The sequence below is a fragment of the Lunatimonas salinarum genome (assembly GCF_017811155.1).
In the GTDB taxonomy this organism is placed as follows: domain Bacteria; phylum Bacteroidota; class Bacteroidia; order Cytophagales; family Cyclobacteriaceae; genus Lunatimonas; species Lunatimonas salinarum.
This window is the reverse complement of record NZ_JACVCV010000010.1, coordinates 191,365-206,525: the sequence shown is the minus strand read 5'-3', so window position 1 is coordinate 206,525 and position 15,161 is coordinate 191,365. Positions and strand designations below refer to the sequence as shown.

The window sequence follows — 15,161 nt, the reverse complement described above, 5'->3', positions numbered from 1 at the left end:
TCAGTAGGGGTTGCTGGGCTTGGGGGATTGCTCCACCATTTCGAGAATGCCCTGTATGACGGTCTCGCCAGACATCTCCCCTAAACTTGTCCGGCTGATGTATTCGTAGCGCTTGAAGCTGGCGAAATCGACTTTGGTCAAAAAGTAGCCAAAGGCATCGTTGCAAAGGCCAAGCAAAAACGGAAACTTTGTGGGCATATGGCGCTTCAGGTAATATCCGATATTGGGAAGGGCCTCTCCGGGGATGGTCACAAACTGCGCCGGCCCCAGATTAATCAGGTTGAGCTGCGTCTGAACGGATTCGGCGCCCCGCTGTCTATGTCCAAGGGGCGAGTTTTCCAAGATATATTTCATCAGCGGAGACTCGATGGCGATTTCGATCTGTTTGGAAGTTACAAACAGGTCGGAGTTTGAGGCTATGGGAGCGTCGCCTACGATACGTAAGGCTTCATCGGCGAGCAGATACCCTATGCGTTTGCATTCCTCGTAATCGCTGGCTTCCTGACCGTTTTCCCGTCGGTTATCGGCCGTTACCATACCTCCCAAGGCTCCATTCACAAAGAGGGCCATGCCTCCGGCTTTTTCCTCTATCCGATCGTACAGGGGTCCGCATACATCGGGGCTTAAGATGCCGCGTCCGTTGCCGATTACCTCCGGGTGGATGGCATAATTGATCAGGGTGAGCAGCACCCTTCCGTTTGTGTCCAGTGCCTGTATCACACCGCAGTTAGGGTCATAAAGCGTGGGAGCGTAGTAGTTGTACGCTATTTTCCCCTGTGCCTCACCATAGCCTATTTTCAGCTTGGCGGGTGTCAGTTTGGTTACCGCTTCATTGACGGCTTCGGCAATCTGACGCGTGCACCAGTCCAGGTAGTCCAGGTCGGCCCCGTGTTTTCCGGACTCATCGGCAAAGGCGTAGGCATCCGGTGCGCTGTGCGTATGCGTGGCGGCGATCAGTACATTTTCCGGTTTGATTCCCTTTATGAGTGCGCGCGACTTGTCTGCCAGCACAGCCGGCCATCCCAGGTTGTCCATGACCACAAGGGCAAAGCGTTCATTGCCTTGCTCAAACACCGCCGCGCGGGCAAAGAGATCTCCCTTTTTCTCGGTTGCGGGCTTTGGTGTGCCCACGCCGCCCGAGACGGGCAGCAGGGGATCGGGTGTGATGATCCGGAGGGCTGTACCCACTTTCAACCCCTGGGCATAGGTGGAAATGGGATAGGCGCTGCATATAGAGACAAACAGCAGGGTAATAAGTGCATATAATCTCATCGTTTTGGGAGTTTTGTAGTAAAACAAAGGAGGTGTAAGAATTACCTTACACCTCCAAATACGTGTCATGGGTAGCGATTACCAAGGTTTATTGGTTCCCTGTATCACCCAAGGTTTAGACCAGGCGCTGTTAAGCCCGTCCACTTGGGAGAAGTTGGTTTGCTGTAGCCTGTCCATGGCTGCTTGGGTATTGACCTGATTGAGGTTTTCTTCGTCAATCATGTAGTAATACCTGACGGGGAGAACGGTTCGCAGGGCAAAGGGACCTGCCTGTAGCTCGGGGAAGCCGGTTCGTCGGTAGTCAAACCAGGACTCTGCCGCTGCAGTCCAGGAAGCAATCCATTTCTGCTCAATAAGCTGCTTTAAGGTGCCGTCAAAGCGGACGTTATCTTGGGCGAGGTATGCGGCTGCTTGACCGGCAATACCCCAAGTGGTAAAGGAGGCCTGAATGGCGGCATTGTAATGGGCTTCGGCCGAGTTGCCAACGGACCACCCTTTCAGTGCGGCCTCGGCCAGTATGAAATGTACCTCCGAAGCCGACAGGATTCTGGACCGCAAGAGTGGACCCGAAGCTGCACGATAGATGTCATTTAACCACGATACGTGGGGGTTGAAGGCGGCTTGATTGGCATCTGGGCTCATGTTATATACCTGAGGGCCGGGGATTGCAGGGGGAATTCCAACGTAGTCCGGGTTTTGGTTGATATCCTCAAGGGCGATGTTTCGTGCCGCCAATACATCCGGCGAGAGCAATCTTCGGCCATTTTCGATGCGGTCGGTGTTTTCAGGTAATGTTGCGTCTACTACGAGTGGGATCTGCACCCTGTTTGCCCAGACGGCTATTCGGGGATCATTTTTGGACCGCAGCGATTCCACCAAGGTTTGACACATTTTTATCCTGCGGTAGTTGCTCTCATTGGCGTCAAAGCGGGTATTGTTTGGCCACGACGTATCGTTGCTGATACCCGCAAATCCCATGGAAGCGTCGTCTGCCGGGGTTGTGATGATCGGGTATTGAGCTGGATTGGCCATGATGGCTTCAATTCCCTGCTTAGCAAAGTCGGGCAGCTTGTCGGAAACTCTCATCAAGTAGCGAAGCTTAAGTGAATTGGCTAACTTTCGCCACTTAGCCGGATCACCATTGTAGTACACATCGGCTCCCTGAATGGTGCTGTTGTATTCGTTTCGGGGTTTGGATAGGAGCTGATTGGCACGCTCCAGATCCTCTAGGATACCCCGATAGATGCTTTCCTGGGTATCAAATACCGGGAAAGTCGCCTCGGGCGTTCCCTCTGTACCTTTCAGTGCCATGGTATAGGGAGCATCTCCCCAGAGATCGGTGATCAGGCCAAACATCATGGATTTCATGACCAAGGTGACACCTTGCTGCAACTCGAAACCAAGCTCTACTGAACGGTCATATACAAACTGATTGTTTCGAAGGATACCGTAGTATCCCGCCCAGCTGTTGTTTCGGTTCCAGTCGTATAGGTTATGGCCACCTGCCCACCCGTCTTTTTGAGTGTGCTGCATTACGCCTGCGATATCTCCATATCCGAGGTTTACCACGGATTTCCCGGCTTCGGTGAGCACGGTAGTGAGCACGAGGTTAGGGTTTGTGGTTGCCGGGTTAGCGGCATTTGGGTCCACGTTCATATCCATCAGGCTTTCCTGGCAGGATATGGTAAAGATCATTACCAGCCCTAAGAGTTTGAAGGTTATATTTTTCAGAGTCATACGATATCTCATTTTAGGTTGTAATCGGATGATTAAAACGTAGCATTTATTTTGAAACCAATTGGCATCACCCAAGGATTGACGTTCCAACGTTCGATCCCTTGTTTGAACTGGGTTCCTGCTTCTACACCTGCCTGTGGTTGGAAAGCCATCTCCGGATCGATGTTGATTTTGGCAGCAGTCCATAGGATGATGTTACGGCTATACACGGAGAAATTCAGGTTCTGCATCTTCAATGCACTGGTGATACGGGCAGGAAGATCCATTCCGAAGGACACTTCCCGAAGTTTCACAAAGGATGCCGGAAACAGGAAGGCCCTAGTAAAGCTCCAAGCGGTACTTCCGGCAAACGGCATGGTGACTGTACCTCCAGGTTGACCAATGTTTTCCCCTAGGTTTTCGGCAAACTCAGTAGGGTTTCCGTTCTCATCAAAAGCAGTCGCATATACACCTGGGATAAACACGCCACCATAGGGCAAGGTAAAGGGTCCAAAGGTAAAGGGATAGCCATTGAAATCAGGGGTGGGCCCACCGACAAGCGGGAAGTTGTTGCCGTTCATTAGTATCATTTGGTCCTTGTTTGCAATCAAATAGTCTCTAAGCTCTCTTCCTTGCATATCGCCCGGGTTGATCAATTTATCCAAGAAGATCTGAGATCTGCCGTGTTCTTCGCCCCATCGGTAAGTTTGGGACACAAAGTCACCCCCATTTCTCCAATCAAAGGTAAAATTCAAGTGGAAGTTTTTGTACGAAAGAGAGCTCTGACCACCTAGGATAAACCTTGGATTAAAATTTCCGATTCTATTTCGGGTATTTTGGGCAGCCACATCTTGCCATTTGCCACTTTGGGGGTTCAAGATAGGAAATCCAAAATACTCGGAATTGGGATCTTCCACGGTGATCACCTCTGCGTCGTAGATGTCACCGATCTCATCGCCTACATAGGTCCAAGCACCCCCTCTTGCATCTGTCCATAGGGTGTAATAGGGCAAGTCATCGGAGAGTTCAAGGATTCGGGTTCGGTTTCTGGTTAAGTTAACATTCACGTCCCATCGCCAGTTTCTGTTTTCCACAATGGTAGACCCCAACGTAAGCTCAATGCCCTTACTACGTAGAAGGCCGGCGTTTATATTCTTTCCCGTGTACCCGGTGGATGGGGGCATTAACGTGCTCAGTATTTGGTTTTCGTTTTCCATCACGTAATAAGTACCTGCGAACCGAACACGGCCATTGAAAAGATGGAAATCAAGACCCGCTTCATAGGAGCTTGCGATCTCCGGTTTCAAGGTCGGGTTTAGAAGGGTGGATGGTAAGGTCAAACGAGGCAGATTTCCCCAAGCGCCGGCATTGGAGAGCATGGCAATCAAGCGGTAAGGATTGGCGTCGTTCCCAACCTGCGCATATCCGCCCCGCAGCTTGAAGAGACTTACGGAAGTCGGCATATTGACCATTTCATTAACCAGCAAACTTAGGGATGCGGACGGATAGAAATAGGGCTCGGCATTGGGCAGCGTACTGGACCAGTCGTTTCGGGCCGTAAGGTCAAGGTAAATCATGTCATTATAAGACAGGTTTGCCAAGGCATACAAACTGTTGATTCCACGCTCAAATCGGGAGTTGGAGTATTGCACATTATCTTGGGCAATATTCTGAACGGTATACACCCCCGGGACAATGAGGCCCGCACCGGGACGGGAGGATACGGTGATGTTGCTGCCATTTTGGTACCGCATGTTGCCGCCACCTGAGAGTGTGATGCCAAAGTTGTTTACATCTTTATTATAGGATACCAAAAAGTCTGCGTTACTTTCGAAGCCATTCAGCTCGGATATGCCATAAGCACCTTGTAGCTCTTGGGTGTAGCTATTGGCAATTTTGCTTTCCCGGGTTTCACTATAGGTATCAAGCGCATACCGCACAAAGGCACTTACGCTTGGAGAGATCTGCCAGTCCGCTTTGATGTTTCCAAATACCCGATCCCGGTTGAAACTGTTGTTCACCTCATTTGCCAGAAAGTAGGGATTGTTGATGGTACGGGTAGGGAAACTTGCATCCGGACTGCGTTGCTGTAACCCTTCCTGACCGGGCATCCAATAATCCTTTAGGTCTAGGATGTTGATATGCGGTGAGGTTTCGTACACCCATTGCAGGGGATTGGTACCTCGTTCACCGGCAGGTCGGTTATTCGAATTGTTTCGGCTTACGTCCAAGTTGGTGCTCAGTGTCAGCTTGTCGTTGAGCTTTACAGATGAATTGATATTTATTGTATTCCGGAAGAGGTCTGAATTGGGTATGATGCCCCTGTTTTGCATGTTTCCGTAGGAGATACGGTAGTTCATGGATTGCGTACTGTTTGATACCGAGAATCCATTGGTGGTGGTGATTCCCGTTTGCATAAAGTTTTGCACATTATTCGGGTGGGACACCAATTCCATGGGAATGGGGCGCCCCTGTTCATCCAGTGGGCTGTTCCACTGTGGTGCCATATAGCCTCTGTCCAGCTCGGCACCAAAAGCCGCGTTCACGTTCTCCTGTACCAATGCTCCAAAGGGATTTGATAAAGGTGTTCCGCTGATATCGGGTGGAATCGCCGAAAACTGTCCGGAGCCAAACCGAGAATGCCACTTAAGGTATTTAAAGGGCACATCAAAAACGGTATTGGAGCTTACATTTACGGTCAATCTATCTACTTTACCACTTTTGGTAGTGATTAGCACCACACCGTTACCGGCACGTGATCCATAGAGCGCTGCTGCGCTAGGGCCTTTCAAGATGGTGATTTCCGCAATGTCATCAGGATTTAGGCCGGAAATGGCGTTACCATAATCCACCCGGTTTTCATTCCCAAAAGACGATACGTTGTTCAACGTGTTGGCTATTGGCACGCCGTCTACCACGAAGAGTGGTTGGTTGTCCGAATTCAAAGAGGTCGCCCCCCGGATCACCATGCTGACTGAGGAACCGGTCCCACCGGTGCTGCTGATGGTGGCACCAGCCACTTTTCCGGCCATGGCATTCAAAAAGCTTTCTTGGGCAACACGGGTCATTTCATCCCCTCCTACCCGTTCAATGGAATAACCCAAGGATATTTCCTCCCGGCGTATGCCCAAGGCAGTAACCACCACTTCACCCAACGTGCCTTCATCTTGGACAAGTTCCACATTAATGACCGACCGATTGCCTACGGTGATTTCCTGGTTTTGGAAACCAATATAAGAAAAGATCAGTACGGTGTTGTTGTCCGGTACGTCCAGAGAGAAGTCCCCATCGATGTTCGTCGCAGTGCCTACCTGCGTCCCCTTAATGAGCACATTGACGCCGGGAATTCCCATCGTCTCTTCTTTAGACGTAACTTTTCCGGATATTCGCCGGGTTTGGGCATAAGCGTCCGTCAAATAGAACAGGCCTAACAGCGCAATGAGCGCCATAGTGAGTGGCCTTTTAGCAAGTGTAAAGTGTTTTCCCATAAAGCATATTGGTGTGGTTAACTAATTTTCCCTACGATGAATACTAAAAAAGGAAATATTCATACCACTAATAACAGGTAAAAATTTTGAAAAAAACAGGCCTTTAGCCCAGAATATTCCTTTTGACAGAATAGATCGCTTTAAGATATTGTAAATAGAATGTTAACAAAATGTTTTTTTGGCTAAAAAAGTGTTAGTTATAAGCAGTAAACGTTATGAAAAATGAAACTAAGGAACAATTCAATTTTATGTAAGCGAGCAGACTTATAGGGTATTTATCTTTTCAGCACGGCATTCCGTTTATCTTCAATCCAGTTTAAATACCGCTTTATCTTTGGTCCAGGATCAAAGCGGTAAATAAAATTAAACCGGTAATTTCCGGTGAATAGGGAGGGATTCAATCCGGCAGTGTTCGGTAGTCGTACTTGGTTCAGGACATAGTTTACATTTATCGACCAGGCTTTGTTGTTGTACCCGGCAAAGCCGCGAAGGAATACGTTGGGATTCAGCTGCCAGGAGGAGTTCCTAATTCCCTGATCGGATGCGGAAAGGTAACCAAGGCCTAGATTGCTGCTGATCGAGCCGGTAAGGAAGAAACGTTTTGCAATAACCAGGGTGCCGACATATCCAAGATTTGGACCGAACTCAAAAAAGCGGATATGTTGGAAACGTCCCTCTTGCTGATTTATTATCGATGAAGTCAGTATCCCCGCTTCGTTGGAGGCGTGCCCTCCATACATCTCAAACCCAAGAAGCATACTGGTGGCGGACTTTTTTTGCCATTCGTTTTGCAGGAAGGCAGCTCGAAGAGATAGCCTTTCGCCGTTGAATAAGTATTGGATGGATGCGCCGATCTTTCTGACCTTCATATCCGGGAGTACGACAAATCGTTCCGGTTCGGGGATCTTGGATTCCCGCCCATCAACGTGATATCCGCGGTAAAACTGCCCGAAAAAGTCAATGACGAAATTTTTGGGGTATATGTGGGCCTGAAGGTCGAGGTATTTGCTATCTCCCTGCCCTAAATCTGGATTCAGGAACCCAAACCCATATGCCAAGTTTAGGGTGAGGTTTTGATAAGTTGCCCCGACTCCCATGTTTAACGTGGAACGGGGTTCGAAGCGGTAACGATAGCCGGTTCCCGGATCCTGTATCTCCAACGCCGTGTATTTCCTGGAGAAGTAATACCGTCCGGTGATTTTTTTCGGAAACGTTTCGTAATACGTATTTAGCGTATCCTGCTGGCCAAAAGCCGTTCCTGAAACCAACCCACTGATTACTGCCAATAGAAGACTGAAAAAATAGCTTTTCATCTGTTTATAATTTGTCTTTAAGCGGTCAGATGGAATCTCGCACGTATTACAATCGTTCCTCCGTGTGTCGCTTGCGTCGTGCTCGATTTCATGTGTCTATAATTGTTTTTCAGTGGTCACAACTTAGTCCCGGTTTATCGGGATGAAATCCCTGCCTACCGTCAGGCAGGTCGTATGTTTGCCCCGATAGCTATCGGGGCATCCCAGTGTGTGTCGCTCGCATTATTTTTGACTGTCCGCTAGGCAGGCTCGATTTCATAGGATAAAGTTACACAATGAATACATGCATTACTAGGCACGGACTTTGTATACGGTTTAAAATTTGGAGGTAAAAAAAATTAAGCCAATGTTCCCTCCATCCAAATTCCAAAGAAAAGTAATTAGTAGAAAAAGTTGCTTAATCACCCAACACAAAGGTACAAATTTTTTTCCTTACAAAACAAAGATAAGATCTCGCTAATTTTTGATAATTTAATGAAATAATTACAAAGTGATTTCCGTCAATTGTGTACGTAACTCATGCGTTAGATACCAACCAATTTAACCGAAATAGCGTACGGAAATGTGATTCTGTTTGGAAGGCTTTTGCGATCGCCCTTAGACATTATATGTGATTGTCAATGAATTAGTTATATAAACATGAATAGAGGAGTCTACGAAAACGATTGTTAATTTTGCACTTTTTAGATATTGATAGAAAATGGATTGCAAATTTTGACTTTTTTCACAGCATTTAATAAAATCTTTTGATAGTAATAATTTTAGCATTAAATGGGGTCTTCGAATCCAACGCATGATGTTTCATCCATTCGCAATTAATCATATAGAATGATTAATTTTGAGGTCAATTCTTAGGTATGGAAGAATCCCCGCTGGTAAGCGTCATAACACCATTGTATAATCAAGAAGCTTTTTTGGAGGAAACAGCCCAATCATTGGTTTCTTCAGACTACGCTCCTATGGAGTGGGTCATTGTAGATGACGGGTCAACAGACCAATCGCCTAAAATAGCAAAGGAACTTGCCGCAACACATGCTTGGATTCACTTTTTTAGCCAGCCCAATGCGGGACCATCAGCGGCAAGGAATGCGGCCATACGCTATGCGAGGGGGGTCTACATTCTTCCTTTGGATGCCGATGACCTGATAGCAAGCCATTATATCCGAGAAGCGGTGGAGGTTTTGCAACATAGGCCGGAGGTCAAAGTAGTGTACTGTGAGGCGGACAAGTTCGGTGCTAAAACCGGGCCTTGGAAGCTCAAGCCTTTTAGTCGGGCACAACTGGCCCAGGGTAATATGATTTTTGTTTCTGCCATGTACCGCAAGCGAGATTGGGAAGCCATAGGAGGGTACGCCGAGGAAATGACCTGGGGGTTTGAGGACTGGGAATTTTGGATCGCCATGCTGAAGGATACCGGCGAGGTGATTAAGTTGCCCTTTACCGGGTTTTATTACCGCATACGGGGAGGTTCTCGGCGTAAGTCAGTAGACAGACAGGCCCGGCAACGGACCTATCGATTTATCAATGACAAACACCGGGATTTTATATATCAGCATCTTAACGGACCGATTCGAAAAAGCAAAACATGGTCAAAGCTTATTAATACGCTAGAAAACTGGCTGCTAATACGCCACTAAAAAGGGACGGATCGGTACAATCAAAATGCCACTTCGTGGGTTTGAGAGGGAATTTGCTAAAAAATAAGACCAGGTGCTGTTTTTAATCCCGTAAAGTCCCCGATCTATTACCACCTGCTGTCTTACCCGCCAATGACTATCGAATTCTCAATTACTAAATTTTGTCTCTTCCCTTAAAAAACTTGTTCAGGTAGTATTTGACCGGATTGGTATACTTGAGTTGTTTCCATGGCCGACTTCCGTGCGGGCGGTGCAGCACTCTAGTGTCCATTAGCACAACGTTTTCAAAACCATTTTCCAACGATTTTTTGGAGATATGTGTGTCAAACCAATCCTTTGAAGTATCGAGATGGGAAAAGTCATAGGAATGCAAAAAACGGTTGCTAAGCAGTGTGCAACAAAAACTCAAGCTTCGCTTGGTATTGATCAAGGAGGCTTTCTCGTCCTTAAACTTAAGGTAAGGAAAATTTACCTTGTTTTGCTCGTCTACGGTGACTGCGCCTACCAGTCCGGTACTTGGATGTTGCTCGCTAAATGCAATCAGCTTGGAGAGCGTATCCTTCTTTACCGTCACATCGGATTCTACGATGATTAGGGAGAGGTTCTGTGCCAATGCATATTTTTGAGCGTGCTGTAGGACCGTTTTGTAGTTGGGCGAGGGCGCATCTGTCAGATCCCGAAGGTGAATAAGTTGAAACTTGTGTTGCTTGGCAGCTTTCTCCAGTCCCTTCTCCGTTTCCGGAGAGCTATAGTCGTTATATACGCGGTATTCCAGAGGTAATTCGCCCGACTGTATGGCTTCAATGGTTGTCAAGGTTGCGCCTAGCGCATCCTTTACCGGTGTGATGACGAGTGCAGGCATGGGAGAGGGAAAAAAGGAGCCGATAGCACATCGCACTGTTTTTTTCAGTCCGCCGGCTATCGGCACCCAAGGATTATCATGAATTATTTTAGCTTAAGAACAGCTTCTTTGATATTCTTAAGTGCTTCTTTGAGTTCTTCTTCAGAAGCGGCGTACGAAAGCCGAACGCAGTTAGGCGCGCCAAAAGCTTCTCCTGTTACCAAAGATACGTGTGCTTCTTTGAGAATGTACAGACAGAAGTCATCTGCGGTGCCAATGGTCATTTCCCCGTCTGTTTTGCCGAAAAAGGCCGTTACGTCCGGGAAGAAATAAAATGCGCCTTCGGGTACATGGGTCTTAATCCCGGGGATGTCCCGAAGTAAGTCGAGCACTAGGTCTCTTCTTTTTAGGTAGGCGGCTTCCATCTCCTTGGTGGGAGCTTGGTCTCCAACAATACCTGCCAGCGCAGCCCGTTGGGCAATTCCCGTACCGCCGGAAGTAAACTGCCCCTGTAACTTTTCACAGGCCTTTGCGATGGCCACAGGTGCACAGATATAGCCCACTCTCCAGCCGGTCATGGCGTAGCCCTTTGAAAAACCATTGACTGTGATGGTGCGTTCGAACATGCCAGGAAAGGAGGCGATACTCGCATGCGCTCCCGTAAAATTGATTTTTTCGTATATTTCATCGGCTATCACCACGATGTTGTCCCGTTTTTTCACCACTTCGGCAATGGCTTCCAGTTCTTCTTTGCTGAATACCGAGCCAGTAGGGTTACAGGGAGACGAGTAAATGACCGCTTTGGTTTTTTCGGTGATGGCTTCTTCGAGTTGCTGGGCAGTTGCTTTGAAGTTGTTTTCCAACGTACCTTCTATCAATACCGGTACCCCACCGGCCAATTTGATGATTTCAGAGTAAGAAACCCAGTAGGGGGAAAAGATCACTACTTCGTCACCTTCGTTAACGATACACATGAAAATATTCGCTATCGAATGCTTTGCCCCGGTAGAAACCACGATATTTTCAGCCTTTGCTTCGGCAATGCGGTTCTCTGTTCTCAATTTTGCCGCAATGGCCTCCCGGAGATCCTGATAACCTGCTACTGGGGGATAGGAGAAATATTTGCCCTCGTCTATTGCGTCCTTTGCTGCCTGCTGTATGTGCTGGGGCGTTTTAAAGTCCGGTTCCCCCAAGCTTAGGCTGATGATGTTGATACCTTGACTTTTGAGTTCTCTGGCTTTTTTCGCCATGGCCAAGGTGGCAGATTCCTCCATGGCATTGATTCGATCCGATAAAATAGCGTTCATGAATATGCGAAAGATTTAAATGACAGCCGTCACAAGGCTGATAACTAGGTATATTGTTGGAAACGGAATATTGGTAATTGGACAATCTTTTCGATTGTGGGTGCAAAATTAAGTATATTGCCGTTGAATTCTAAACCTTTATGAGAAATTGATGAGATATATTTGATCTACAAAATTTCTTGCCGGAAAATGCCGTTATATTCAAGATGAAGCGAACCATTGCGATGTTGTTGGTGCTCCTATTATGCCAAGTGATACCAGTTTTGGCGCAAGACGAGCTGGTTGTGGACCCAGATTCTTCCGGGGTGGAAAAAAGCCGGCTATTGCCTACCTCTACTCCCATATTGTTGTTTTCTGACCAAGAAGAGGAAACCAGGGAGAAGAAAAAACAAAAGAAGAAGAAGGAGCGAAAGAATTTCTATTTCGGCGAGCGGACAAGCCGAAGTATGATTCGAAGCAGTTTTCGGGATCAGACTACCCTACAACTTTTTCATACCACTTCACGAAATCAACGTGTAGACCCTTATATCAGAGATATCTATTGGTATGACTCGCGTTCTAAGTCCATCAAGGATCGCAACTTTGATCCCTCAAAAGGCCAACTGCTACACGGTCCCTATGAAAAGCGGGTAAATAACGTAGTCGTCGAAACCGGCATGTATTACTATGGAACCAAGCATGGCAGATGGCTGGCGTTTGACGCGAAGAGCGTGCTTTTGGACAAGTCTCATTTTTACCAAGGATGGCCCAAAGATTCCAGAATCACCTATTATAATCGCGAAAATAGGGAAATCGAACGCTTGACACCAATTGAATACGATTTGGAAGAGGGCAATTTTTTTCACTTCTTTCCAGGCGGACAGGTAGCGGTGATAGGGGAGTATCGCTACGGCGAGCGAGTAGGGCTCTGGACGGAGTATTGGGAGACTAAGGGCGATGAGCTCATTCGAAAGCGGGAGATTCAATACCAACCTGAGCCCTTTACCAGGGACTTTCGCCCTTATATTCGGGCTGAGTGGGATAGAGAAGGCAATTTGGTGTATCGAAACGACGGCTAATAAAAGGCATCCTCAAAATGTCGGAAGGCAATGCTACCGTTACGATCTCTATACACCCCCACTATGTCAAAGCGGATATCCCGATGCCAGTCTTTTTCATGGATGTAATGGTCTGCGGCCCTTATGATCAGTTGACGCTTCCGGAAGTCGACAAATTCTTCGGCGTACCCGTAGCCTGTGCCACTTCTGAATTTAACTTCTACAAATACCATGATCCCCTTATGGGTAAAGATCAGGTCGATTTCAGCGTGTTTGTAGCGGTAATTGGCTTCGATAAACTCATATCCTTTGTTTTCGAGCCACTCCTTGGCCAACCATTCGGCCTCCTTCCCTTTCTCGAGATGCTCTGCCATAGTGATTTGGACATATATGTTTTAAAAGAAGATCTGCTTGATTACTTTTATTGCCTTATGCAGGAAAATCAGAACCAATCCAATGTGTGGTGTTGTTCTTTTTCTGTGATAACCGAACTACAGTGAACCAAAATAAGAATAAAACGGTAAAATTCATCGATTTAGGGCTCAAAGATTACAAGGAAACCTGGGATTTTCAGGAGCACTTGTTTGCTGAAACCGTAGCCCAAAAGATTCAAAACCGTCAGCTGCCCCAAGCAGAACAAGCCCCAACTGCAAATTACCTCATCTTTGTAGAACATCCCCATGTATATACACTAGGTAAGAGCGGTGATAGCAGCCACTTGCTGTTGGATGACGCGGGGCTAACGGATAACGGGGCTGTTTTTTATAAAATCAACCGGGGAGGCGACATCACCTACCATGGGCCGGGTCAGTTGGTAGGGTACCCGATTTTGGATTTGGATAATTTCTTCACCGATATCCATCGGTATCTTCGGTTTCTTGAGGAGGCGGTTATCCTGACATTGGCCGAGTATGGCCTTGAAGCGGGAAGAATCGATGGCCTCACGGGCGTTTGGTTGGACCATAAGGCACAACAAAATCCCCGGAAAATTTGTGCGCTGGGAGTGAAGTCCAGCCGCTGGGTAACCATGCATGGTTTTGCGCTTAATGTCAATGCGGATGTGCAGTATTTTGGGCACATTGTTCCCTGCGGAATTCCCGACAAGGCGGTAACCTCACTTCACTTAGAGCTAGGTAGGCAACTAGATATGGAGGAAGTAAAGGTAAAAATGAGGCGGCACTTGGAGATACTTTTTGAAATGAAGTTGGAAATCACGGCCTGATTTATGGCTCCTCGGGTCATTTGGGTTTGCAACGGCAGAGAAGCATGGGGCGCGTGACTCACAGAGGAACGGTAATTAAGCGTACATACCACCAATAGGTACGAATGACCGTATGCAACCACATCCCAGGCATTATAAAACCAAAAAACAATTACAAAAGATGAAGAAAGACATACCCTTCCATCCCGTAACCGGGGTTAAGATGGCTATTGCCAGGGCAGAAAAGGAAGCCGGAGCAGATTGGTCGGTATATATCATTAACAAAAATCTGATTTCCCTGCACACATTGATGATTACCTCTAAAGGATATGGCGACTTAGGCGGCGAGAGAAAACAGACTTCTACCCTTCGGCACCTCATTCAGGAGTTGGAAGCCACGTCCGTTGCGAGGGTGGAATCCATTGATCCCAAGCTCTTTTCGCTTACCAACGAGTTTTGGGTAAGCTATTACATTATGGATCAGATATTCGATAAAAAATTTATATTTGTGCAAGGCAGTATGGAATCATCAAATATCCGATATATTCCAGAGCTGGATTTGTACGGGGTTCTTCACGTTTAACAGTATGTTATGGGTAATTTTTTTCAAGAGGTACAGGATATTTTGTTTTTGGATATAGAGACGGCATCATCCACGGAGCGATGGGAGGAATTGCCTTCACGCCTGCAGGAGGAATGGGTTCGTAAAATGCGGAATCAGCCTGCTTCGGAGGAGGGCAGACCCGAGGAGCTTTACTTCCAGCGGGCCGGCATTTATGCAGAGTTTGGTAAAATAATCTGCATTGGTGTAGGCTTTTTTTACTATGCAGCGGATGACAACGAGCTGATCTACCGAACCAAAACCTTTGCCGAGGAAAGCGAACACGACACCCTAGTGGCTTTTCGGCAGTTGCTAGAGAAAAAAAGGTGGGTGCTCTGCGGTCACAATGGCAAAGAGTTTGACTTTCCCTATCTGTGCCGGCGTATGCTCATAAACCGCATACCCCTTCCGGAAGTATTGGACATAGCCGGGAAGAAGCCCTGGGAGATCCGGCATATAGATACGATGGAGATGTGGAAGTTTGGCGATTACAAACACTACACTCGACTGGAGTTATTGGCTGCAGTATTTCATATCCCAACCTCCAAAGAAGGCATAGACGGGAGCATGGTAAACGAAGTGTATTACAAGCAAGGGGATCTGGAGAGCATTCGCCATTATTGTATCCGAGATGTAGAGGTAACAGCCAGGCTGTACCTAGCCTACCAAGGGCTTCCGGGCGATATGGAGTTTCGTGTATTGAATCTGGATCTAGACGGTAAAGATTAGTTCCAAAGCCCTTCTTATG

General features: G+C 47.3%; 12 protein-coding genes. 5 read left to right on the top strand and 7 right to left on the bottom strand.

Annotated elements, in window-relative coordinates:
- From IAQ59_RS13920 to IAQ59_RS13905, 4 genes are all read right to left on the bottom strand, one after another.
- Positions 1-1,272 (bottom strand): hypothetical protein, encoded by a 1,272-nt coding sequence (locus IAQ59_RS13920; RefSeq protein ID WP_209331431.1) that lies wholly within the window; start codon positions 1,270-1,272, stop codon positions 1-3.
- A gap of 78 nt (positions 1,273-1,350) precedes the next feature.
- On the bottom strand, positions 1,351-3,009 hold the full coding sequence (locus IAQ59_RS13915) for a SusD/RagB family nutrient-binding outer membrane lipoprotein (protein ID WP_209331430.1): 1,659 nt from the start codon (positions 3,007-3,009) through the stop codon (positions 1,351-1,353).
- Between the two features lie 32 nt (positions 3,010-3,041).
- Complete coding sequence (locus IAQ59_RS13910) at positions 3,042-6,437, bottom strand: SusC/RagA family TonB-linked outer membrane protein (RefSeq protein WP_245189599.1); 3,396 nt, start codon at positions 6,435-6,437, stop codon at positions 3,042-3,044.
- A 314-nt stretch (positions 6,438-6,751) separates the two neighbouring features.
- Positions 6,752-7,789 (bottom strand): DUF4421 domain-containing protein, encoded by a 1,038-nt coding sequence (locus IAQ59_RS13905; RefSeq protein WP_209331428.1) that lies wholly within the window; start codon positions 7,787-7,789, stop codon positions 6,752-6,754.
- An 857-nt stretch (positions 7,790-8,646) separates the two neighbouring features.
- On the opposite strand from IAQ59_RS13905, the gene IAQ59_RS13900 reads away from it, so the two are divergent.
- Entirely contained in the window at positions 8,647-9,426 is a 780-nt protein-coding gene (locus IAQ59_RS13900; protein ID WP_209331427.1) for a glycosyltransferase family A protein, read from the top strand.
- Between the two features lie 154 nt (positions 9,427-9,580).
- Here the strand turns inward: IAQ59_RS13900 and IAQ59_RS13895 are convergent, their stop codons facing one another.
- Positions 9,581-10,324 (bottom strand): glycosyltransferase, encoded by a 744-nt coding sequence (locus tag IAQ59_RS13895; RefSeq protein WP_342450705.1) that lies wholly within the window; start codon positions 10,322-10,324, stop codon positions 9,581-9,583.
- A gap of 47 nt (positions 10,325-10,371) precedes the next feature.
- On the bottom strand, positions 10,372-11,574 hold the full coding sequence (locus IAQ59_RS13890) for a pyridoxal phosphate-dependent aminotransferase (protein WP_209331426.1): 1,203 nt from the start codon (positions 11,572-11,574) through the stop codon (positions 10,372-10,374).
- Positions 11,575-11,780: 206 nt separating this feature from the next.
- On the opposite strand from IAQ59_RS13890, the gene IAQ59_RS13885 reads away from it, so the two are divergent.
- A complete protein-coding gene (locus IAQ59_RS13885) occupies positions 11,781-12,632 on the top strand; it encodes a toxin-antitoxin system YwqK family antitoxin (protein WP_209331425.1) in 852 nt (283 codons plus the stop codon).
- Here IAQ59_RS13885 and IAQ59_RS13880 read toward each other — a convergent pair.
- The gene (locus tag IAQ59_RS13880) at positions 12,629-12,985 is read right to left on the bottom strand and encodes a YraN family protein (protein ID WP_209331424.1); all 357 of its coding nucleotides are present in this window, start codon (positions 12,983-12,985) and stop codon (positions 12,629-12,631) included. The genes IAQ59_RS13885 and IAQ59_RS13880 overlap by 4 nt on opposite strands.
- Before the next feature lie 122 nt (positions 12,986-13,107).
- Between IAQ59_RS13880 and lipB the strand changes: the two genes are divergently transcribed.
- The 3 genes from lipB (at position 13,108) to IAQ59_RS13865 (ending at position 15,142) form a co-directional block, all read left to right on the top strand.
- On the top strand, positions 13,108-13,833 hold the full coding sequence (gene lipB, locus IAQ59_RS13875; protein ID WP_209331423.1) for a lipoyl(octanoyl) transferase LipB: 726 nt from the start codon (positions 13,108-13,110) through the stop codon (positions 13,831-13,833).
- Between the two features lie 160 nt (positions 13,834-13,993).
- Positions 13,994-14,395 (top strand): hypothetical protein, encoded by a 402-nt coding sequence (locus IAQ59_RS13870; RefSeq protein WP_209331422.1) that lies wholly within the window; start codon positions 13,994-13,996, stop codon positions 14,393-14,395.
- A gap of 9 nt (positions 14,396-14,404) precedes the next feature.
- Positions 14,405-15,142, top strand: a complete 738-nt coding sequence (locus IAQ59_RS13865) for a 3'-5' exonuclease (RefSeq protein WP_209331421.1) — start codon at positions 14,405-14,407, stop codon at positions 15,140-15,142.
- Positions 15,143-15,161 lie beyond the last annotated feature (19 nt).

Coding starts and splice junctions, on each gene's coding strand:
- IAQ59_RS13900 (WP_209331427.1), top strand. CDS start 8,647: ATGGAAGAATCCCCGCTGGTAAGCGTCATAACACCATTGTATAATCAA.
- IAQ59_RS13920 (WP_209331431.1), bottom strand. CDS start 1,272: ATGAGATTATATGCACTTATTACCCTGCTGTTTGTCTCTATATGCAGC.
- IAQ59_RS13915 (WP_209331430.1), bottom strand. CDS start 3,009: ATGACTCTGAAAAATATAACCTTCAAACTCTTAGGGCTGGTAATGATC.
- IAQ59_RS13905 (WP_209331428.1), bottom strand. CDS start 7,789: ATGAAAAGCTATTTTTTCAGTCTTCTATTGGCAGTAATCAGTGGGTTG.
- IAQ59_RS13885 (WP_209331425.1), top strand. CDS start 11,781: ATGAAGCGAACCATTGCGATGTTGTTGGTGCTCCTATTATGCCAAGTG.
- IAQ59_RS13910 (WP_245189599.1), bottom strand. CDS start 6,437: ATGGCGCTCATTGCGCTGTTAGGCCTGTTCTATTTGACGGACGCTTAT.
- IAQ59_RS13865 (WP_209331421.1), top strand. CDS start 14,405: ATGGGTAATTTTTTTCAAGAGGTACAGGATATTTTGTTTTTGGATATA.
- IAQ59_RS13870 (WP_209331422.1), top strand. CDS start 13,994: ATGAAGAAAGACATACCCTTCCATCCCGTAACCGGGGTTAAGATGGCT.
- IAQ59_RS13890 (WP_209331426.1), bottom strand. CDS start 11,574: ATGAACGCTATTTTATCGGATCGAATCAATGCCATGGAGGAATCTGCC.
- IAQ59_RS13880 (WP_209331424.1), bottom strand. CDS start 12,985: ATGGCAGAGCATCTCGAGAAAGGGAAGGAGGCCGAATGGTTGGCCAAG.